Consider the following 18,662-nt stretch of genomic DNA (forward strand, 5'->3'; position numbering starts at 1 on the left):
TGCGATCACGGACTGCCGTCCATGTGGTGTTCGTGCACGGCCTGTTCTCGTCGGTCGAAGTCTGGGACCAGTTCCGGAAACTGCTCGCCGCCGACGAGACGTTGCGCGGTGTGGCCGCCCACTGCTTTCCCTACGAGAGTCCCAAGATCAAGCTCCGTCCCGACCGCGCGATCGCCGAGTACGACGACATAGCGGATTCGCTCGGTACGTATCTGCGCGTCCAGATACCGAAAACGGGCCGTGTCGTCCTGGTCAGTCACAGCCAGGGCGGCCTGATCGTCCAGCGTTTCCTGGCCCGGACGCTGTACGAGGCCCGGGGCCCCGCGCTGAGCCGCATCGCGCAGATCGTCATGTTCGCCTGTCCGAACCACGGTTCGACGTTCTTCCTGTCACTGCGCCGCTCGCTGTTCTTCTGGCGCCACGCGCAGGAGCGGCAGCTGCGGCCATACCGGCGGGAGGTCCTGGAGACCGAGCGGACCGTCATGCGGGCGGTCGTGGGGGCGGACCGCGACACCGAGAGCGGATGGCGCATCCCGATCCAGGCGTACGGCGGGACGGAGGACCGCGTCGTCCCGGCGCGGGAGGCGAGGGGGGTCTTCCCGGACGGCGCCACCGTGCCGGGCGACCACTTCCAGATCGTGCAGCCCGCCGACCACGACAGCGCCTCCTACCGGGTCCTGCGGGACCTGCTGGCCCAGCTCCTGAAAGACGGTGAGCGGCAGGCGGCGCGGAGTCCCGCGCCGCTCGTGCCGCCCCGGCGTGCCGGCGCGGAGGAACCTGCCGGACCCGCCCGAGGCCGGGACGAGCAGGTGCTGCTGCCGAAGCGGCAGGGAGGCGTCTCGGTGAGTCCGCCCTACGGCAAACGCGAGGCCCCGCTGTACGGCCGGGCCCCGCGCGGCATCATCGCCGACCTCCTGGCCCCGCCCGCCGCGGACGAGCCGAGGGTGCGCGTCCTGACCGGGCTGGGGGGTTCGGGCAAGAGCCGTATCGCTCTGGAGGCGGCTCACCGGACGGCGGGGTCACGGCGGGTGTGGTGGGTCACCGTGCCCCAGATCAACACCTGCATGCGCGAGGTCGCCCGCCAGCTGGGCGCCCCCACCGGCGAGATCGAACAGGCGTTCCGTGGTGACGGCAGTTCGATGGACCTGGTGTGGCGCTATCTGGAGGCCTGCCCGGACCCCTGGCTGCTGGTGATCGACAATGCCGACACCCCGGACCGGCTGGCCTCCGGGGCGAGCCGGGCGGCCGACGGCAACGGCTGGATACGCCAGCCGGTGCGGGCCGACGGGCTGGTCGTCGTGACCAGCCGGGACCACTCGGCGGCCGGCTGGCTCCCGCCGTGCACCGTGCACCAGGTGCCGGCCCTGGAAGCGGAGGAAGGGGCGGAACTCCTCCTGGAGACCGCTTCGCAGGGCGGCACCCGCAGACAGGCCCGTGAGCTGTCCAGGGCGCTGGGCGGGCTGCCGCTGGCCCTGCACGGCGCCGCCTCGTACCTCAACTCCGTGCACCGCGCGGCCCCCTCCCTGGACGACCCGGCGATCCACGACTTCGACAGTTACCGCGAGGTCTTCAAGGCCAGGAGCGCGTCGCCGCCCGGCACGGCGGCCAGTGATCTGGAGGAGCTGCTGGGCATGTCCGCCATGGCCGAGGTCTGCGGCATAGCGCTGGACCTCCTGGCGGAGCGGGGGCTGCCCCAGGCCGGTCCGCTGCTGCGGGTGTTCGCCTGCCTCGGCATCGCGCCCATCCCGTACCGGCCGCTGCTGGAGAGCCGGGCGATCGACGAGTCGCCGCTCCTGCCGGACTTCGACCGTCGCCGGCGCAACGCGGTGCTCAAGGGGCTGGACGACCTCGGTCTCATCGAGCGCATCAGCCGCCCCGAGTCGGAGAGCAGCCATCTGACGCGCAGCCTGACGCTCCACCCCGTCGTCCACGCGCTGCTGCGGGGCGACGCGGAAATGGAGCGGCGCAGGTCCGACTACTACGGCCTCCTCGTCGACCTGCTGCTGGACGTCACCCGGGTCTCACCCCCCGACGATCCGCCGAGCTGGGACATCTGGACCGCGATCGCCCCGCACGCGATGGAGGTCGTCCGCGACTGCGTCGCCGGTGACCAGCACGTCCGCGGTGACACGGTCCTGCGCGGCGCCCTGGAGCTGGCCCGGCGCACCCTGCGGTACCTGATCGCCGTGGGACTGCTCAGACCGGCCCAGGAGCTGGCCACCGCCGTCCTGGACAACTGCGACGCGATCGGGTTCCAGCCGGACGACGACGAGATCCTCGAAGTGCGTCACGAGAAGGCGCGCATCGCGCTGGAGAGCGGTGACTACCCCACCGCGGAATCGGACCTGCGGGCGATCGTGGCCGCCCGCCAGGAGTTGCTGGGACCGGAGGACCGCAGAACGCTCGCCAGCCGGCACAAGCTGGCCCGGAGCATTCTCGAACAGTTCCGTTTCGACGAGGCGGAGCGCCTGCTGAGGTCCGTGGTGGAATCCGAAATGATCGTTCACGGACCCGACCACTCCGATACGGTCGCCGTCCGGCACAGCCTCGCGCGTGCCATGTTCGTTCTCGGTCGCACTTCCGAAGCAGAGGCGGAATTGCGCGAAATACTTCGGATAAGCCTCGACAGGTGGTCACCGTCCACCATGGAGACGCTTCGCATTCGGCAGACCCTGGCGCGGTGCCTGCTGAAAACCCAGCGGGCCGATGAGGCGGAACACGTCATCCGTCAGGCACTGAAGGACAGCGCACAGGGTTCCGACTCGGTGCTCGCCATGACCCTGCGGCACACGTGGTGCCAGGTGCTGTTGCTCCAGGGGAAGATCCGCCGGGCGCACCGGGAGACGGAACGCCTGCTCGAGGACCGGAAAAGGGTGCTCGGTCCGCGCCATCCGGAGACGATGCGCAATCGACGGCTTCTCGACGCGATCGAAGACCTGCTCGATCGTCCGGATCGGCCGGAGCGAAAAGAAGAGAAAGCGGAGCGAAGGGAAGGGGAAACGGAGCGAAGGGAGGGGAAAACGGAGCGAGGAGCGGACGGTGCGGAAACGGACGACTGATCGACATCCCCAAGTTCCTTACTCGGCTGGGCTATTGCGCCTACTATCGCTGTCCGTCACTCTCTGAGTGAGAGGTCGATCACAGAGTGTCGCAGACCATCGCAGAGGAGCCCGTTGCATGAATTCCTTCCACCCGGAACCGCACGACCGTCTCCTGACGGACCAGGACGCCGAACTCGACGCTGACCAGGATCGGCTGGAGTCGGCCCGTCGCCTCGCGCTGGAGTCCATCGAGGAGGATCACCGGGCCCTGGAGCGCGACGCGAAGTTGGCTTACAGCCCCGCGCTGCTGTTGGGATGATGGCGCGGCGGCCGACGGAAACCGCTGAGAGGGGAAGCAGCCATGACCAGTGACACGGCGATGGCCTCGACGGACGTGCACGACCCCTTCTTCCGCGTGGTCACCGCCACGGGTTTCAGCCGCGGCCACATCGCCGACCTGGCGTCGGGACGCTGTGCGGCCGTGCGGGTCCCGCACCTGTTCCCCCCGTCGGTGTGCGACCGCGTCGCGCGGTCCCTGCTGGCAGCCGAGTTCGACAACTACGGTGCGGAACGCGTCCAGCCCATGGTGATGCGGTTCGGCATCGGCGTCAGCGACTACCGGGCCGACGGTGGCGTGGCCGACGCCTACTGGCCGGCTCTGGAGGCGGCGCGCGCGGGCTGGCGCAGGCTGTCCCTTCCCTTCGATCCCTGGGAGATGGCGCGACGCGCCCTGGGGGCCGACTGGCCCGGCACGGTGGGCGTCGGACGCCGCGGCGGCCGTGAGCTGGGCGCCGGAGTGGCGCGCGAGGCCCCCGGGGGATTCCTGGTGCACTACGACGACGCCGGACGCGAGTTCTCCGGTCCGCTGCTCGACACGCCGCTCGTGGCACAGCTGGCCTTCAACGTCTACGTCACCGTGCCCGAGACCGGTGGCGAGACCGTCATCTGGCGCCATCGCTGGCGGCCCGAGGACGAGCGCCACCGGTCCCTGGGCTCGTACGGCTTCACCGAGGAGTGCGTGCGGGACGACGAGTCCCTGGTGATCAGGCCCGCCGTGGGGGACGGCCTGCTCTTCGACTCGCGCAACTACCACGCCGTGACACCGAGTCACGGCGGCCGGCGGATCGCTCTCGGCTTCTCCCTGGGTCTCGCCGACACCGGGGACCTGCTGGCCTGGGGCTGAGCCCGCCGGGACCAGGCCCCGAACCGAACCGATCTGATCTGATCTGATCTGACTGATGTGGTGACCATGGAAGTACTGCGCTATGCCGCCTTCACCAAACAGGCGGACGGCGGGAACCCGGCCGGTGTCGTCCTGGACGCCACCGGACTGCCGGAGACCGACATGGCGGACATCGCCAGGGACGTCGGATACTCGGAGACCGCGTTCGTCCTCCCGAAGGGCGACGGCCACCTGGACGTGCGGTACTTCAGCCCGAGCGTCGAGGTCCCCTTCTGCGGACACGCCACCATCGCGACCGCGGTCGCCTTCGCCCGGCGGTACGGCGCGGGCGACCTCACCCTGCACACGCGGGCCGGTGCCGTCCCGGTGCACACCGGCGTCGACGACACCGGCTGGCACCTCGCCACCCTGACCAGCGTGCCCCCGCGGACGGCGGCGGTGACCGACGCCCAGGTGGAGCAGTTGCTGGACGTCCTGGGGTGGCGGCCGTCGGATCTCGACCCGCACCTGCCGCCCCGGGCCGCCTACGCCGGTGCCTGGCACGTCGTGCTGGCCACCGCCTCGCGCGACCGGCTGGCCCGCCTCGACTACGAGATGCCGCGCCTGGCCGCCCTGACGGACCGCCACGGCTGGGTGACGGTGGATCTGGTCTTCAGGGAGAGCACCACGCTCTTCCACGCGCGTAACCCCTTCCCCACCGGCGGGGTCTTCGAGGACCCGGCCACGGGGGCCGCGGCCGCCGCGCTCGGGGGCTATCTGCGGGAGGCGGGCCTGATCCCCCTGCCGTCCCGGCTGACCGTCCTCCAGGGGTACGACATGGGCCGTCCGAGCACCATCACCGTCACCGTCCCCGAGGACCCGCGCACCGGCATCGGCATCACGGGCACGGCCGTCCCCCTGTGAGGGCGCGGCCCCGCCGTCACCGGCCGAGCTCGACGAGGGTCTCGATCTCCACGGGCGTGTCCAGAGGCAGGTCCGCGACCCCCGCCACCGCACGGGCATGTGCGCCGCGGGCACCGAACACCGCCTCGTAGAGGCCGCTGGCACCGTCCACGGCCGCGTCCAGGTCACGGAAGCCGGGTGCCGCCGCGACGTACCCGGTGACCTTGACGACGCGGCTCACCCGGTCGATCCCCGCCACCGCGTCGACAGCGGCCAGCGACGCGAGGGCACAGCGCCGGCTCAGCTCCCGGGCCAGGGCCACCGTCACCTCCCCGCCGACCCGCCCGGTCGCCGCCAGCCTGCCGTCCACGAGCGGGATCTGCCCCGCCACGAGGACGAACCGGCCGCTCACGACGGCGGGCACGTACCGGCCCTTGGGCGGACTGACCGGCGGCAGGCGGAGCCCCAGCGAGGCGAGGACCTCCGAAGGGGGAACGAGCCGGTCCGGCTCATGCGGCGACATGGGCAGAGTCTAGACGTGCTGTGCCCGGACGCCGGGGGAGTTCCGCGTCAACGGTGGCGAGCGGATTTCTGTGCGCCGCCGGCGGACTGGGCGCGCTCCCGTGCCTGTCGCGCCGCCCGGGCCGGTGACCCCCGGTGCGCCGGCCCGTGCCCGGGCAGCAGCAGATCGCCGTCCAGCTTCTCGAACACGTCCAGCGACGCCACCGTCCGGGCCCGTTCGTGGTCGAACATGCGGGGCAGCAGTTGCGGCCCCTCGGTCCGGGAGATGCGGTGTCCGGTGACCAGGGCGTCACCGGAGATCACCACCCCGGCGTCCGGCAGGTGGTAGGCGCAGTGGCCGTCCGTGTGCCCCGGAGTGTGCACGGGGACGGGCCGGCCGGGCAGGTCCAGGGCGCCCGCCACCGGGAACGGCCGCGGCTCGGCGACCGGCAGGTGCGCGGTGCCGCCGGCGCGGGCGGCGTGCGCGATCCACGGCAGCACACCCGGCCGCCAGGCGTTGCGCACCACCGCCGGGATCGAGACCTGCTGGAGGAAGTCCCGCCGGGCGTGCGGTACTTCGGCCTCGTGGAGCAGGACGGGCACGCCGTACGCGGTGCGCAGGTACTCGGCGGAGCCCAGGTGGTCGTTGTGGGCGTGGGTGACGAGGACGGCCGCCACCGCCTCCGGTGAACTCCCCACCGCCGCCAGCGAGTCGAGTACCGCCTGCCGGTCACCGGGGTAGCCGGTGTCGATCAGCGTCGCCGCGTCCCCGTCGGTGAGGATCACCCAGTTGGTGTCGCTGCCGTGCACCAGGTAGGTGCCGTCCGCGACCTGCCGCACGTCGGCGCTCATCGCTCACTCCGCGTTCTGAGGGGGCTGGTGGACCGGACACAGCCAACCAGAGGCCGGGCGGCGAGAGGTAGAGGAGGGAGCCCCGGAGGTGCGTGGCCGTGCCCTGAGCACACCTCTCAATCGAACCCGGGTTCCAAGTAGGGTGCGGGAGGTTCGCATGCCCCGTCGTATCGGATACGTTCCCGTCTCACACGGGGACCGGCGGTGACGGGGCGGGCGGGTGCCGGGTGGCCGGCCGCGGAGGCCGACGACCGCGCCGCCGGCGAGCCGGCCGGGACACCGCGGGAACAGAGAGCAGCGGGACGGTCTGGGGAACGAGGAAGGGACGGTCACCATGGACGCCGACGTCATCGTCGTCGGAGCGGGCCTCGCGGGACTGGTCGCGGCGCACGAACTGACCAGCCGGGGCCGCCGGGTGGCCCTCGTCGACCAGGAGAACGCCGCCAACCTCGGCGGACAGGCGTTCTGGTCGTTCGGCGGACTGTTCCTCGTCGGCTCCCCGGAACAGCGGCGCCTCGGCGTCAAGGACAGCTTCGAGCTGGCCTGGAGCGACTGGCAGGGCAGCGCCGGCTTCGACCGCCTCGAGGACGAGGACTCCTGGGCGGTGCGCTGGGCCCGGGCGTACGTCGAGTTCGCGGCGGGGGAGAAGCGGTCCTGGCTGGACGGGCACGGCATCAAGCTGCTGCCCAGCGTCGGCTGGGCCGAGCGCGGCGGCCTGAGGGCCGACGGACACGGCAACTCGGTGCCCCGCTTCCACATCGCCTGGGGCACCGGCACCGGAGTGGTCGAGCCCTTCGCGCGGTACGCCGGGCAGGCCGTGCGCGACGGACTGCTCACCTTCCACCACCGGCACCGCGTCGACGAGCTGATCGTCGAGGGCGGCACCGCGCGCGGCGTGCGCGGCACGGTCCTCGCCGCGGACACCTCGCCCCGAGGCGTCGCCTCCAACCGCGACCGGGCCGGCGACTTCGAACTGACCGCCCAGGCCGTGATCGTCGCCTCCGGCGGCATCGGCGCCGACCACGACACCGTCCGCCGGTACTGGCCCGAGCGCCTGGGCACCCCGCCCGCCGAGATGGTCACCGGCGTCCCCGCCTACGTCGACGGACGGATGCTGGACATCAGCGCGGCGGCGGGCGTCCGCCTGGTCAACCGCGACCGCATGTGGCACTACACCGAGGGCCTGCGCAACTGGGACCCCGTCTGGCCCGGCCACGGCATCCGCATCCTGCCGGGCCCGTCCCCGATGTGGTTCGACGCGCTCGGCCGCCGCCTGCCCGACCCCTGCCTGCCCGGCTACGACACCCTCGGCACCCTCAGGCACCTGCGCACCGACCAGGACGTCGCGCGCTACGACCACTCCTGGTTCATCCTCACCCGGAAGATCGTGGAGAAGGAGTTCGCGCTGTCGGGCTCCGAACAGAACCCGGACATCACGGCCAAGGACCGGGCGGCCTTCCTGCGGGAACGGGTCGTCGGCAAGGGCGCCCCGGGGCCGGTGGCCGCCTTCGTGCGCGAAGGCGCCGACTTCGTGACCGCGCCCACCCTCGAACAGCTCGTCGACCGGATGAACGGGCTCACCGACAAGCCGCTCCTCGACGCCGCCGCCGTCCGCCGCCAGATCGAGGCCCGCGACCTCCAGATGGCCAACCCCTACAGCAAGGACGCCCAGGTCCAGGGCATCCGCAACGCCCGCCGCTACCTCAGCGACCGGATCAGCCGGGTCGCCGCCCCGCACCGGATCCTCGACCCGGCGGCCGGTCCGCTGATCGGCGTCAAGCTGCACATCCTCACCCGCAAGACCCTCGGCGGCATCCAGACCGACCTCGACTCCCGCGCCCTCGGCGCCGACGGCACGCCGGTCGAGGGCCTGTACGCGGCCGGTGAGGTGGCCGGGTTCGGCGGCGGCGGGGCGCACGGGTACAACGCCCTGGAGGGCACCTTCCTGGGCGGCTGCCTCTTCTCGGGGCGGGCGGCCGGACGCGCGGCGGCACGGCAGACGGCCTGAAGTCCGGGGCCGGAGGGGACGACGGTGTTCAGTCCCCGCGGACCAGGCGGACCAGGACGGCGGCGTGGCTACGGCCGGTGTCCTTGGCCGCGGTCAGCAGCGTCACCGGCCCCTGGTCCGCCAGCTCCCTCAGCCGGTCGAGTGCCCCGGCCGCCTCCGGAGCGGCCAGTTCGGCCTCGTAGCGTCCGGTGAACTCCTCGTAGGAGCCCTCGCCCGCGTGGTACCAGCGGCGCAGTTCCGTGGACGGGGTGAGTTCCTTGGGCCATTCGTCGACGCGCGCGGCGTCCTTCTTCAGGCCGCGCGGCCACAGCCGGTCCACCAGCACCCGCGCTCCGTCGTCCGGCTCGGGCGGATCGTAGACGCGGCGCACACGGACGTTCACGGCTCAGCCCCCTTCGGCGGCGGACGGCACCGGGACCGAGCCTACGCGGCCCCGGCGCCGTCCGCCCCTCCGCTCCGCCTCCGGGTCAGCCGGTCTGCCGACGGGACGCCAGGCGCCGCTTCAGGGCACGGCGCTCGTTCTCGTCGGTCCCGCCCCAGACGCCGATGGACTGCCCCGAGTCCAGGGCCCACTCCAGGCACCGCTCCCGCACCGGGCAGCGCCGGCAGACCGCCTTCGCCCGCTCGGTCTGAAACAGGGCCGGGCCGGAGGTGCCGACCGGGAAGAACAGGTCGGGGTCCTCGGCGCGGCAGGCCGCGTGCTCTCGCCAGTCGTCCATCAAAGTCACCTGCGATCGTCGTATCGCGCTGTCACGGATTCGGATTGCTCACCCTCGGGTGACCCGAGGACGTGGGGCCAAACGGGCGGAAGGCCGCAAAGTCGCTTCCGGGTACGGCAGTTCCCCCTCGCGCGGGGAGCCCCTACCCCCGCAGTGCCCGGGCGGCGGCCGCCAGCACCGCCTCGGCCACCGTGGCCAGGGCCGGCGAGTCGAGCTTCCACTGCTGCCAGTACAGCGGCACGTCGACCGTCATCCCGGCGGCCGCCTCGGTCAACCGGCCGCTGCGCAGCAGGGGTTCGGCCTGCGGCTCGGGGACCATGCCCCACCCCAGGCCGGCGGCGACGGCCTGGACGAACCCCTCCGACGTGGGGACGTAGTGCCGCACCGGGCCGGCGGACCCGTGCCCGCCGCCGAGCCGGCGGACGAAGCCGTCCTGGAAGTCGTCGCGCCGGTCGAAGACCACCACGGGCGCCTTCGCCAGCGCCTGGCGCAGCGGCCCGGACAGGTACCGGGCGGCGAACCGCGGTGCGGCCACCGGGAGGTAGCGCATCCGCCCCAACGGCCGTACCGAACAGCCCGGCACCGCGTCCGGCGACGAGGTCACCGCGGCCATCACCACGCCCTCCCGCAGCAGGGCCGCCGTGTGGTCCTCGTCCTCGCGGCGCAGTTCGAAGCAGAGCGGCGGATCGCGCGGCACCCGGGTGAGGGCGTCGAGGAACCAGGTCGCCAGCGAGTCCGCGTTCACCGCCACCGACACCCGGACCGGCTCACCGGCCCCGCTCAGCCCCAGCTCCGCGTGGGCGTCCCGGGCCAGCCACGCCACCTGCCGGGCGAGCCGCACGAGCACCGCGCCGGACGGGGTGGGCCGCACCGGCTTGGTGCGCAGCAGCAGGACCCGGCCGATGCGCTGCTCCAGGGCCTTCACCCGCTGGCTCACCGCCGACGGCGTCACGTGCAGCGCCGCCGCGGCGGCCTCGAACGTCCCCTCGTCCACCACCGCCAGCAGGGTCCGCACCTGGTCCAGGGGCAGGTCGCCCAGTGCCGCCGTCGCCGATGCCGTCATCGCGTCACCTTCACGAGGGCTAAGGATACGTAAGAATCTTTAGCTGTACGCCCGGTGGCCGCTCGCTTAGCGTCAAGGGCATGGACAACGCCCTGACCGCCACGGCCGCCGGCTTCGGTACCGGCCTCTCCCTCATCGTCGCCATCGGCGCCCAGAACGCCTTCGTCCTGCGTCAGGGCGTCCGCCGGGACGCGGTCCTGGCCGTGGTCGGCATCTGCGCCCTGTCCGACGCGGTGCTGATCGCCCTGGGCGTCGGCGGGGTCGGCACCCTGCTGGTGGCCTGGCCGGGCGCGCTGACGGCGGTCGGCTGGATCGGCGGGGCCTTCCTGCTGGGGTACGGCGCCCTGGCCGCCCGGCGGGTGTTGTGGCCGGCCGGCGTGCTGCGGGCGCAGGAGGGGGACCCGGCGGGCTCCCGGCGGCGGGCGGTGCTCACCTGCCTGGCGCTGACCTGGCTCAACCCGCACGTCTACCTGGACACCGTCTTCCTGCTCGGCTCCGTCGCAGCCGACCGCGGCCCGCTGCGCTGGAGCTTCGGCCTGGGCGCGGCGCTCGCGAGCCTCGCCTGGTTCGCCGCGCTCGGCTTCGGCGCCCGCCACCTCGGCCGCCTCCTCGCCGGCCGCACGGCGTGGCGGGTCCTGGACGGCCTGGTCGCCGCCGTCATGTTCGTCCTCGGTGTCTCGCTGATCGCCGGGAGTTGACGCCCGTCACACCGTGCCGCCCCACTGCCCTGCGATAGTGAGGGAGCCGAAAGATGTAACGACCAAGTAGGAATGCGTGGACACGAGCGACAGCAGTACCGAACCCCGGGCCCAGGCCTCCGGCCCCGACGACGCGCCCGGCGCCCCGCGCCGGGGCTGGCGCCGCTGGGCGATGGACACCCGCCCCCTGCGCCGCCCGGCCTTCCGCCGGCTGTGGGTCTCCACCATCGTCACGGCCGTCGGCAGCCAGCTCACCGCCGTCGCCGTGCCCAAGCAGATCTACGACATCACCGGCTCCTCGGCCTGGGTGGGCGCCGCCAGCCTGGCCGGACTGGTGCCGCTGGTCGTGTTCGCGCTGTGGGGCGGCGCGGTCGCCGACACCATGGACCGCCGCAAGCTGCTGCTGATCACCAACAGCGGCATAGCCGTGACCTCGCTGCTGTTCTGGGCGCAGGCCGTCACCGGCCTGGAGTCGGTCGTCGTACTGATGGTGCTGCTGGCGCTCCAGCAGGCCTTCTGGGGACTGAACTCCCCGGCGCGCAGCGCCTCCATCGCCCGGCTGGTCCCCGAGGGCGAACTGCCCGCCGCCAACGCCCTCGGCTCGACGGTCATGCAGACCGGTCAGGTGGTGGGGCCCCTGCTCGCGGGCGTCCTGATCCCGGTCATCGGCCTGCCCGAGCTGTACCTCATCGACGCGGTCGCCCTGTGCGTGACGGTGTGGGCGGTCCACCGGCTGCCCGCCCTGCCGCCGCTGACCGGCGGCAGGCGCCGGGCGGGCCTGCGCGAGGTGGTGGCGGGGTTCCGCTACATCGCCGGGCACACGGTGCTGCTGCTGTCCTTCCTCGCCGACATCGTCGCGATGGTGTTCGGCATGCCCCGGGCGCTGTTCCCGCAGCTCGCCGCCGAGACGTACGCGGGCTGGGGCGAGGGGCTCGCGCTGGGGCTGCTGTACGCGGCGATCCCCATCGGGGCGGTGGTCGGCGGTCTGTTCTCCGGCACCTTCTCCCGGGCCCGGCGGCACGGCTGGATGGTGATCGGCGCGGTCGTCGCCTGGGGCGCGGCCGTCGCGGGCTTCGGGCTGAGCGGCAGCCTGTGGCTCGCGGTGGTCTTCCTCGCGGTCGCGGGCGTCGCCGACATGGTCTCCATGGTCTTCCGCGGCGCCATCCTGCTGTCCGCCGCGACCGACGAGATGCGCGGCCGGATGCAGGGCGTCTTCACGGTCGTCGTCGCGGGCGGACCGCGCCTGGCCGACGTGCTGCACGGCACGGCGGGCTCGGCCTTCGGGGCGCGCGGCGCGGTGACGGGGGGCGGGCTGCTGGTCGTCGCGGTGATGCTGGGCCTGGCCCTGACGGTGCCCGCCCTGCGCCGCTACCGGGTCTGACGCGCTACAGCGGGTCGCCGCGCCGGTGCAGCGCGTACTGATCCAGCAGCTCCCCCCGGGTCGCCTCCAGCCGGTGCGCCAGGATCTCGGCGACGGACCGCACCAGGACCACGCCGAGCCCGGGGTCGTCCTCGCAGAGCCGGAGCACCGCGGCGGCGTCGAACTCGTAGGCGCGCACCGCGCTGAAGGCCTCGGCGCCGAAGTCCCAGCGGTACGGCGGGAACAGCCAGGACCAGCCGAGCAGGTCGCCGGCGCCGAGGCCGGCGACCTGCACGCTCCGCAGGGGCGTCACCTGCTGGGTCAGGGAGACGGCGCCGGAGCGGATCACCCAGAAGCGGTCGGCCACGCCGCCGGCCTCGAAGATCCGGGTGTCCTCCGGGAAGCGGACCTCCTCGGCCAGTTCGGTCAGGCGTGCCCGCTGGGGCGGGGGGAGGGCGCTGAGCAGCTTGATCGCTTTGGTCATGACACGGAACTCCTCGCCGGCGATGCGGTTCCGGTGTTCTTCCCTACGCCCATTTCAGCGGCCGGCGCGGACTCGGGCACCTCGGCGGGCGGGGAGGTTCCGTGACGGCGTGAAAAAGCCCTGGCTGGACGGGGGGATCCAACCAGGGCCGTGAACAGTGGTACCGGAGGACCGCGCGGATCGACTCCGTCACCACGTATAGGTGAACGCTAAACCATCTGTGGGCGTTCCCTGAACCCGGGGCGGGAGAAGTGAGCCGTCTCACCCGTCTCACCCGCCCCGCCCGTCGCACGGTGCGGGTCGGGGGCGGGCCGTGCGGGGTGTGACCGGAGTGCGGCCGGGAGCGCCGGGTGTCGGCGGTGGCGCCGTCCGCGTCACCGTGCCGTGCCGCGCTGTGCCGTGCCGCGTTGTGCCGCGCCGGGCCGGACCGACCGGCGCCCGTCCGGTCCCGGCCGTCCCGGGAGTGCCGATCCGGGCCGATCCGGTCCGATCCGGTCCGGGCCGGTCCGGCGCGGCACGGGCCGCCCGACCCGGACCCGCCGGGCCGGAACTGCCGTGCCGGAGGCCGTGGCCCGGGTCTCAGCCGGCGTTCTCCGCGACCACCCGCACGGTCTCCAGTGCCGGGTCGCTCGGATCCGGCAGGTACATGCCAGCCGCCAGGCCGCTGGTCAGATAGCGCAGCACCGGCTCGGTCAGCCGCTCACCCGGCAGGACGGCCGGGATGCCCGGCGGGTACGGGGTGATCATCTCCGCCGCGATCCGGCCGGCCGCCCGCTCCACGGGAACGTCCTCGGTCGGCCCGAAGAACGCGTCCCGCGGCAGCCGCACCTGCGCCATCCGCAGCCCGGCCGGTGACGGGACCGCCACCCGGGGGGCGTCGGGCAGTTCGGGAGCGGCCCGCGCCAGCTCCTTGAGCGCCGCCAGCAGTTCCCCGGTGGTGTCTTGGTCGTCGCCGTGGGTGATCTGCGTGCCGATCCGCCGGTGGTCCGAGAGGTGGACGACGATGCCGCGCCGCTCGCGCAGCAGGTCGGCGGCCTGGTAGCCGGAGATGCCGAGCCCGTCGAGGTCGATCACCACCGGCAGCGGGTCGAAACCGTCGGCCAGCCCCGGGCCGCAGAAGTCCGCCCGGTCGTTGACGTGCATCCCGTCGATCTCCTCGACCGCGGCCCGCACCTCCGCCGCCAGTTCCAGAGCGCCGCCCATGATCTCCTGCCCGCGCAGTGCCATCTGGCGGCGCCAGCCGTCCAGCCCCGCGTAGATCAGCACCGACGGGCTGGTGGTGCTCAGCAGGTCCGCGCGCATGCCCAGCAGCTTCGGTTCCACCAGGTCGCCCTGGAGGTGGAAGACGGAACCCTGTTCCAGACCGCTGCCCATCTTGTGGATGCTGGTCACACAGATGTCGGCGCCCGCGTCCATCGCCCAGGACGGCAGGTCCGGGTGGAAGGGCAGGTGCGCGCCCCACGCCTCGTCGACGATCAGCGGCCGCCCGCGCCGGTGGCAGACCTCGGCGACGGCGGCGAGGTCCGCGCTGGCACCATATGGCGTCGGGCTGGTGATCAGGGCGCCCCTGGCGTCGGGGTGGTCGGCGAAGGCCGCCTCGTACTCCGCCGCGGACGGCGGATGGGCGAGGTGGCGCTCCGCGTCCCAGCGCGGCTCGACCCAGACCGGCTCGATGCCCGACAGCACCAGGCCGGACACCACCGACTTGTGCGCGTCCCGGCCGATCAGCAGCTTCTCGTGCGGTCCCGCGACCGCGAGCATCGCCGCCTTCACCGACAGGGAACTGCCGCACGTCGAGAAGAAGGTGTGCTCGGCGTGGACGGCGTCGGCCATCAGCTCCTGGGCACGCTGGAGCACCCGGTCGCGGGTGAGCCGGTCGTCGAGCCCTCCGGTCGCCAGTACGTCACCGAGGAAGACCGCGTCGCCCAGCACCTCGCGGACGGCCGGGTCGGCGCCCCGCGCCTGCTTGTGCCCCGGGGGCGTGAACGACAGCCGGCCCTCCCGGCGGTAGTCGGCGAGAGCCTGGAGGACCGGAGCCTGAGTGTGATCGATGGCCATGCCCTGCGGCTTCCCCGCCCCGGACACCGCAATCGGCGCCGTCCGAGGGGTCAGTCCCGTTCGGTGCGCCGGCCGGGCGTCAGCACCTCGTCCAGCACCCGCAGCACCGCCTCGTAGGCCACCGACCGCACCTCGGCCTCCCGCGCCCCCTCCGGGTCGGTCGACCGCAGTTCGTCCCGCCGGGTCCGCCAGGTCCGCTCCTCCTGGGCCGCGCAGGCCCGCGCCCGGTGCATGCGCCGCAGCAGTTCGTCCGAGTCCACAACATCCGCCATGCACACCGCGTACCCCCGGCAGGGCGGCCGTATGGCCGTTGGACCGTACGGAGGCCCCGAGGTTTGCGGGTGCGGACAGAGGTCAGCCGGAACACGAGGCAGCCGAGGGCAGGGCGGGCTCCGGCTCGGTTCCACACGATGTTCCACACGACAGGGAGCTGACGGATGTGTGAGAGGCCCATGACCTTCTCCGCCACCGAGCGGAACAGCAGCGGGCGCGAGGGCGCCGGACCGTACCGGCCGCCCCGGCCGAGCAAACCCGCCGAGGCCCGGCGGGCCGTGGAACGCGCGGTCACCGCGCGCTGCCGGGAGGGCGGCACCCGGTGCGACGCGAACGCCCTCTCGGACGCCGTACTGGTCGCCTCGGAACTGACCACCAACGCCATCCTGCACGGCGGCGGCGTCACCGACTTCCGGGTCGACGTCGACGGACCCGGGCTGCGGGTCTCGGTGAGCGACCGCAGTGACGAACTGCCGGTGCCCCGGCCGCCCGCCGACCGGCAGGGCCGCTGGCGGGTGGGCGGCCGGGGCTGGCCGATCGTCTGCCGCCTGGCCCGCGACGTACGCGTGTCCGGGCTGCCCTCCGGAGGCAAGTGCATCAGCGTCCTCATACCGCTGTCCTGAGTACTTTTCGAGAAGCGGAGTTTGTTCCCCCAGGGGAAGGGCAGTCGCAGTTTCGTGCTTCGGACCGGAGGCGCAGCAGCGGGAGCGGTGTGGCTGCTTCGGCGCTCCAGTCGATCCTCGGCGCCGCTCCCGCGGAAGTCCCCCTGAGACCACCGTTCAGGAGCGATCCGCATGCTCATCGACACCCCCACCGACCGTCCCGCCACCCCCGAGCCGACCACCGCCGCCACCGAACCGACGAGCGCGCCGCCCCGGCGCCGCCACGACGACGCCCCCGACACCGCGAGCCTGTTCACCCGGCTGGCGGAGCTGGAGGAGGGCCCCGAACGTGACGCGGTGCGCGACGAACTCGTCACCGCGTGGCTGCCCATGGCCCACCGCATCGCCGGCCGCTTCCGCGACCGCGGCGAGTCCGTCGAGGACCTGCGCCAGGTCGCGGCGCTGGGCCTGGTGAAGGCCATCGACCGGTTCGACCCGGACCGGGGCGCCTTCGAGAGTTACGCCGTGCCCACCATCACCGGTGAGGTCAAGCGGCACTTCCGCGACCGGATGTGGGCCCTGCGGGTGCCCCGCCGCGTCCAGGAGCTGCGCAACAAGGTACGCGTGGCCCGGCGCGAACTGACCCAGAACCCCGGCAGCCCCGAGCCCTCGACGGCCGACATCGCCGCCCACACCGGACTGACCGAGGAGGAGGTCAACGCCGGGATGGAGGCCCTGGAGAGCTTCAGCACGCTGTCGCTGGACGCCGAGCTGTCGGCCGGCGACGACGGCTACAGCCTCGCCGACACCCTCGGCTCGCCGGACGACTCCTTCGACGTCGTGGTCGACCGCGAGTCCGCCAAGGAGGGGCTGCGCAGGCTGCCCGAACGGGAGCGTGCCATCCTCTACATGCGGTTCTTCGAGGACATGACCCAGAGCCGGATAGCGGACCAGCTCGGCATCTCGCAGATGCACGTCTCCCGGCTCATCAGCCGCAGCTGCGCCCGGGTGCGCGACGAGGCGATGGGCCGGCGCCCCGGCCGCCGCGGCCCCGGCCGCCGCCCGGCGTCCTGACCTGGCCGGACGCCCTGACCTGCCCGGAGTTCTGGCCCGCCGGGCATCCTGACTTGCCCGGCGTCCCGACCCGCCGGGCCGCCCCGGCCGGCCTCCGCCGACCGCCGCGTCCCGGCTGTGGAGGCCGAGGCCACCGCAGCCCGGCCGGTGGGGACCGAGACCTCTACGCTCCGGCCGGTGGGGACCGAGACCTCCACGTCCCGGCCGGTGGGGACCGAGACCTCTACGCTCCGGCCGGTGGGGACCGAGACCTCCACGTCCCGGCCGGCCTTCCGTCGCACCGCGCCCGGCCGCGGCCCGCGCGGTGCGGCGACGACCGGCCAGGACGCGCCCGTAGCCTCCCGGAGGCACGCGCCCGCGCCCGGAAGACCTGGCGCGCACACCCGCGCGCCGGCCGGCGCGCGGGCCACGGGCGCGCCCGCGGAAGGGAAACGGCACCCTCCCGGGGCCGCCCCCGCCGGAGCCGAACGGTCCGTATCGGCACCCGGCCCGCGGGGTGTGCGCGGTGCGCGCCGGGGCATCCGGGAGTCTCGGAAGGGGAGGACGAGATGACCACGCGAGTACTGACCGCGACCGCCCGCGGACGAGCCCGCCGGGCCGCCGGCGGAACGGCCGCCGAGGGCGCCGCGCGCGCCGGGCTCGCCGCCCGGGGCGTGATCTATCTGCTGGTCGGCACACTGGCCCTGCGGATCGCCTTCGGCGACGGAACCGAGGAGGCCGACCGCTCCGGCGCCCTGGAGGCGCTGGCGGACCAGCCGTTCGGCTCGGTCCTGCTGTGGGCCTTGGGCATCGGACTGGTGGGCATGGCCCTGTGGCGGCTGTCGGAGGCGGTGTTCGGCGCCGTGGGACCCGACGGCCGCACGGCGAAGAAGCGGCTGTCGGCCACCGCCCGCTGTGTGTTCTACGCCTTCGTCGCCTACTCGGTGCTGGCCTTCGCGGCGAGCCCCCGCAACGGCTCCGGCGGCTCCAGCGACCAGCAGTCCCGCGACGTCACCGCCCGGGTCCTGCAGGTGCCCGGCGGACAGTGGCTGGTGGGCGTCGCGGGCGCCGGCATAGTCGTCGCCGGTGTCGTCATCGGCGTCCAGGCCGCCCGGCGCAACTACCGCAAGAAGCTCAAGACGAACGAGCTCGCCCCCTGGTCCCGGCGGCTGGTGGACGTGACCGGCGTGGCCGGGGGAGTGGCGCGGGGCCTGGTGTTCGCCGTGGCCGGCGCCTTCGCCGTGCGGGCCGCGGTCGACTACGAGCCCGGCCGGGCCAAGGGCCTGGACGACACCCTGCGCTCCTTCGCCGAGACCCCGCTCGGACCCTGGCTCCTGGCCTGCGTCGCGGCCGGACTGGTGCTGTTCGGCGTGTTCTCGTTCGTACTGGCCCGCTGGCGCCGCGTCTGAGCGGCGCGGGAGGGGGAACCCGGAGCAGATGAACGAACACGAGATTCCGCCGGACGGCCGTCCCGTGGACGTCTACCTCGACCTTCTGCGCGTCCGGATGGACACCGAGGACTACCGGATGCTGCTCAGCGTCGTGGAGCCGGTTCTGCGGGCGATCGACGAGCACCAGATGCCCACCATCGACTTCGCCCTGGAGGGGCGCGACGCCGACGCCCTGCCCCAGGAGATCCGCGACGAGGCGGCCCTGGTCATCGCGACCGCGGTGACGGGCCGGCTCGACAACGAGGTGATCGAGATCAGCACCGAGGAGACCGGGCCGATCCGAGTGGTCACCGACGCGGCCACCGCCTGCGACCCGGACCGCCTCGGCGAGATCGCCGACTACCTCAAGGAACGCCACCGGCAGAACGAGGAACTGCGCGGCATCGCCGAGGCGAGCGGCCTGCCCAGCGACTTCTGACCGCCCGCGGGACCCG

Annotated in this window: 19 protein-coding genes; 11 read left to right on the forward strand and 8 right to left on the reverse strand. The window is 73.4% G+C overall.

Going from position 1 to position 18,662, the window contains the following annotated elements; genetic code table 11:
* Positions 1–23 precede the first annotated feature (23 nt).
* The 4 genes from ACY1JF_RS24600 (at position 24) to ACY1JF_RS24615 (ending at position 5,127) form a co-directional block, all read left to right on the forward strand.
* On the forward strand, positions 24–3,059 hold the full coding sequence (locus tag ACY1JF_RS24600) for an alpha/beta hydrolase (protein WP_462707409.1): 3,036 nt from the start codon (positions 24–26) through the stop codon (positions 3,057–3,059).
* A gap of 118 nt (positions 3,060–3,177) precedes the next feature.
* On the forward strand, positions 3,178–3,360 hold the full coding sequence (locus ACY1JF_RS24605) for a hypothetical protein (protein WP_462707410.1): 183 nt from the start codon (positions 3,178–3,180) through the stop codon (positions 3,358–3,360).
* A 42-nt stretch (positions 3,361–3,402) separates the two neighbouring features.
* Positions 3,403–4,224, forward strand: a complete 822-nt coding sequence (locus ACY1JF_RS24610; RefSeq protein WP_462707411.1) for a 2OG-Fe(II) oxygenase — start codon at positions 3,403–3,405, stop codon at positions 4,222–4,224.
* A gap of 66 nt (positions 4,225–4,290) precedes the next feature.
* Positions 4,291–5,127, forward strand: a complete 837-nt coding sequence (locus ACY1JF_RS24615) for a PhzF family phenazine biosynthesis protein (protein ID WP_462707450.1) — start codon at positions 4,291–4,293, stop codon at positions 5,125–5,127.
* Positions 5,128–5,143: 16 nt separating this feature from the next.
* Here the strand turns inward: ACY1JF_RS24615 and ACY1JF_RS24620 are convergent, their stop codons facing one another.
* Entirely contained in the window at positions 5,144–5,629 is a 486-nt protein-coding gene (locus ACY1JF_RS24620; RefSeq protein WP_462707412.1) for a RidA family protein, read from the reverse strand.
* Between the two features lie 47 nt (positions 5,630–5,676).
* Positions 5,677–6,459 carry an MBL fold metallo-hydrolase gene (locus ACY1JF_RS24625; protein ID WP_462707413.1) on the reverse strand — a complete coding sequence of 261 codons (783 nt, stop codon included), beginning with the start codon at positions 6,457–6,459 and terminating at the stop codon, positions 5,677–5,679.
* A gap of 334 nt (positions 6,460–6,793) precedes the next feature.
* On the opposite strand from ACY1JF_RS24625, the gene ACY1JF_RS24630 reads away from it, so the two are divergent.
* Positions 6,794–8,467: an FAD-binding dehydrogenase gene (locus tag ACY1JF_RS24630; RefSeq protein ID WP_462707414.1), complete on the forward strand. Its 1,674-nt coding sequence runs from the start codon at positions 6,794–6,796 to the stop codon at positions 8,465–8,467.
* A gap of 28 nt (positions 8,468–8,495) precedes the next feature.
* Here the strand turns inward: ACY1JF_RS24630 and ACY1JF_RS24635 are convergent, their stop codons facing one another.
* The 3 genes from ACY1JF_RS24635 to ACY1JF_RS24645 all read right to left on the reverse strand — a co-directional run bounded on the left by ACY1JF_RS24635 (position 8,496) and on the right by ACY1JF_RS24645 (position 10,249).
* Positions 8,496–8,849 carry a DUF488 domain-containing protein gene (locus tag ACY1JF_RS24635; protein ID WP_462707415.1) on the reverse strand — a complete coding sequence of 118 codons (354 nt, stop codon included), beginning with the start codon at positions 8,847–8,849 and terminating at the stop codon, positions 8,496–8,498.
* An 85-nt stretch (positions 8,850–8,934) separates the two neighbouring features.
* Positions 8,935–9,186: a WhiB family transcriptional regulator gene (locus ACY1JF_RS24640; RefSeq protein ID WP_462707416.1), complete on the reverse strand. Its 252-nt coding sequence runs from the start codon at positions 9,184–9,186 to the stop codon at positions 8,935–8,937.
* A 142-nt stretch (positions 9,187–9,328) separates the two neighbouring features.
* On the reverse strand, positions 9,329–10,249 hold the full coding sequence (locus tag ACY1JF_RS24645; protein ID WP_462707417.1) for a LysR family transcriptional regulator ArgP: 921 nt from the start codon (positions 10,247–10,249) through the stop codon (positions 9,329–9,331).
* 80 nt (positions 10,250–10,329) lie between these two features.
* Between ACY1JF_RS24645 and ACY1JF_RS24650 the strand changes: the two genes are divergently transcribed.
* Together ACY1JF_RS24650 and ACY1JF_RS24655 are read left to right on the forward strand one after the other, a co-directional pair.
* Entirely contained in the window at positions 10,330–10,947 is a 618-nt protein-coding gene (locus tag ACY1JF_RS24650) for a LysE/ArgO family amino acid transporter (RefSeq protein WP_462707418.1), read from the forward strand.
* Between the two features lie 76 nt (positions 10,948–11,023).
* Positions 11,024–12,328, forward strand: coding sequence for an MFS transporter (locus tag ACY1JF_RS24655; RefSeq protein WP_462707419.1), 1,305 nt, complete (start codon positions 11,024–11,026; stop codon positions 12,326–12,328).
* 4 nt (positions 12,329–12,332) lie between these two features.
* Here the strand turns inward: ACY1JF_RS24655 and ACY1JF_RS24660 are convergent, their stop codons facing one another.
* From ACY1JF_RS24660 to ACY1JF_RS24670, 3 genes are all read right to left on the reverse strand, one after another.
* Positions 12,333–12,791 (reverse strand): cyclic nucleotide-binding domain-containing protein, encoded by a 459-nt coding sequence (locus ACY1JF_RS24660; protein WP_462707420.1) that lies wholly within the window; start codon positions 12,789–12,791, stop codon positions 12,333–12,335.
* A 579-nt stretch (positions 12,792–13,370) separates the two neighbouring features.
* On the reverse strand, positions 13,371–14,849 hold the full coding sequence (locus ACY1JF_RS24665; protein WP_462707421.1) for an aminotransferase class I/II-fold pyridoxal phosphate-dependent enzyme: 1,479 nt from the start codon (positions 14,847–14,849) through the stop codon (positions 13,371–13,373).
* Between the two features lie 50 nt (positions 14,850–14,899).
* Complete coding sequence (locus ACY1JF_RS24670) at positions 14,900–15,121, reverse strand: hypothetical protein (RefSeq protein WP_462707422.1); 222 nt, start codon at positions 15,119–15,121, stop codon at positions 14,900–14,902.
* A 165-nt stretch (positions 15,122–15,286) separates the two neighbouring features.
* Here ACY1JF_RS24670 and ACY1JF_RS24675 point away from each other — a divergent pair, with 165 nt between their 5' ends.
* The 4 genes from ACY1JF_RS24675 (at position 15,287) to ACY1JF_RS24690 (ending at position 18,646) form a co-directional block, all read left to right on the forward strand.
* A complete protein-coding gene (locus ACY1JF_RS24675) occupies positions 15,287–15,745 on the forward strand; it encodes an ATP-binding protein (RefSeq protein ID WP_462707423.1) in 459 nt (152 codons plus the stop codon).
* Positions 15,746–15,916: 171 nt separating this feature from the next.
* A complete protein-coding gene (locus ACY1JF_RS24680; RefSeq protein ID WP_462707424.1) occupies positions 15,917–16,798 on the forward strand; it encodes a SigB/SigF/SigG family RNA polymerase sigma factor in 882 nt (293 codons plus the stop codon).
* A 548-nt stretch (positions 16,799–17,346) separates the two neighbouring features.
* Entirely contained in the window at positions 17,347–18,186 is an 840-nt protein-coding gene (locus tag ACY1JF_RS24685) for a DUF1206 domain-containing protein (protein ID WP_462707425.1), read from the forward strand.
* A gap of 28 nt (positions 18,187–18,214) precedes the next feature.
* A complete protein-coding gene (locus ACY1JF_RS24690; RefSeq protein ID WP_462707426.1) occupies positions 18,215–18,646 on the forward strand; it encodes a hypothetical protein in 432 nt (143 codons plus the stop codon).
* Positions 18,647–18,662 lie beyond the last annotated feature (16 nt).

The organism is Streptomyces sp. SYSU D01066-1, from assembly GCF_054956795.1.

What these genes read in the sequence shown, in the direction of transcription:
- ACY1JF_RS24625 (WP_462707413.1), bottom strand. Translation starts at nt 6,459, where the DNA reads ATGAGCGCCGACGTGCGGCAGGTCGCGGACGGCACCTACCTGGTGCAC.
- ACY1JF_RS24605 (WP_462707410.1), top strand. Translation starts at nt 3,178, where the DNA reads ATGAATTCCTTCCACCCGGAACCGCACGACCGTCTCCTGACGGACCAG.
- ACY1JF_RS24620 (WP_462707412.1), bottom strand. Translation starts at nt 5,629, where the DNA reads ATGTCGCCGCATGAGCCGGACCGGCTCGTTCCCCCTTCGGAGGTCCTC.
- ACY1JF_RS24630 (WP_462707414.1), top strand. Translation starts at nt 6,794, where the DNA reads ATGGACGCCGACGTCATCGTCGTCGGAGCGGGCCTCGCGGGACTGGTC.
- ACY1JF_RS24660 (WP_462707420.1), bottom strand. Translation starts at nt 12,791, where the DNA reads ATGACCAAAGCGATCAAGCTGCTCAGCGCCCTCCCCCCGCCCCAGCGG.
- ACY1JF_RS24640 (WP_462707416.1), bottom strand. Translation starts at nt 9,186, where the DNA reads ATGGACGACTGGCGAGAGCACGCGGCCTGCCGCGCCGAGGACCCCGAC.
- ACY1JF_RS24610 (WP_462707411.1), top strand. Translation starts at nt 3,403, where the DNA reads ATGACCAGTGACACGGCGATGGCCTCGACGGACGTGCACGACCCCTTC.
- ACY1JF_RS24670 (WP_462707422.1), bottom strand. Translation starts at nt 15,121, where the DNA reads ATGGCGGATGTTGTGGACTCGGACGAACTGCTGCGGCGCATGCACCGG.
- ACY1JF_RS24665 (WP_462707421.1), bottom strand. Translation starts at nt 14,849, where the DNA reads ATGGCCATCGATCACACTCAGGCTCCGGTCCTCCAGGCTCTCGCCGAC.
- ACY1JF_RS24645 (WP_462707417.1), bottom strand. Translation starts at nt 10,249, where the DNA reads ATGACGGCATCGGCGACGGCGGCACTGGGCGACCTGCCCCTGGACCAG.
- ACY1JF_RS24615 (WP_462707450.1), top strand. Translation starts at nt 4,291, where the DNA reads ATGGAAGTACTGCGCTATGCCGCCTTCACCAAACAGGCGGACGGCGGG.
- ACY1JF_RS24680 (WP_462707424.1), top strand. Translation starts at nt 15,917, where the DNA reads ATGCTCATCGACACCCCCACCGACCGTCCCGCCACCCCCGAGCCGACC.
- ACY1JF_RS24675 (WP_462707423.1), top strand. Translation starts at nt 15,287, where the DNA reads ATGTGTGAGAGGCCCATGACCTTCTCCGCCACCGAGCGGAACAGCAGC.
- ACY1JF_RS24690 (WP_462707426.1), top strand. Translation starts at nt 18,215, where the DNA reads ATGAACGAACACGAGATTCCGCCGGACGGCCGTCCCGTGGACGTCTAC.
- ACY1JF_RS24685 (WP_462707425.1), top strand. Translation starts at nt 17,347, where the DNA reads ATGACCACGCGAGTACTGACCGCGACCGCCCGCGGACGAGCCCGCCGG.
- ACY1JF_RS24650 (WP_462707418.1), top strand. Translation starts at nt 10,330, where the DNA reads ATGGACAACGCCCTGACCGCCACGGCCGCCGGCTTCGGTACCGGCCTC.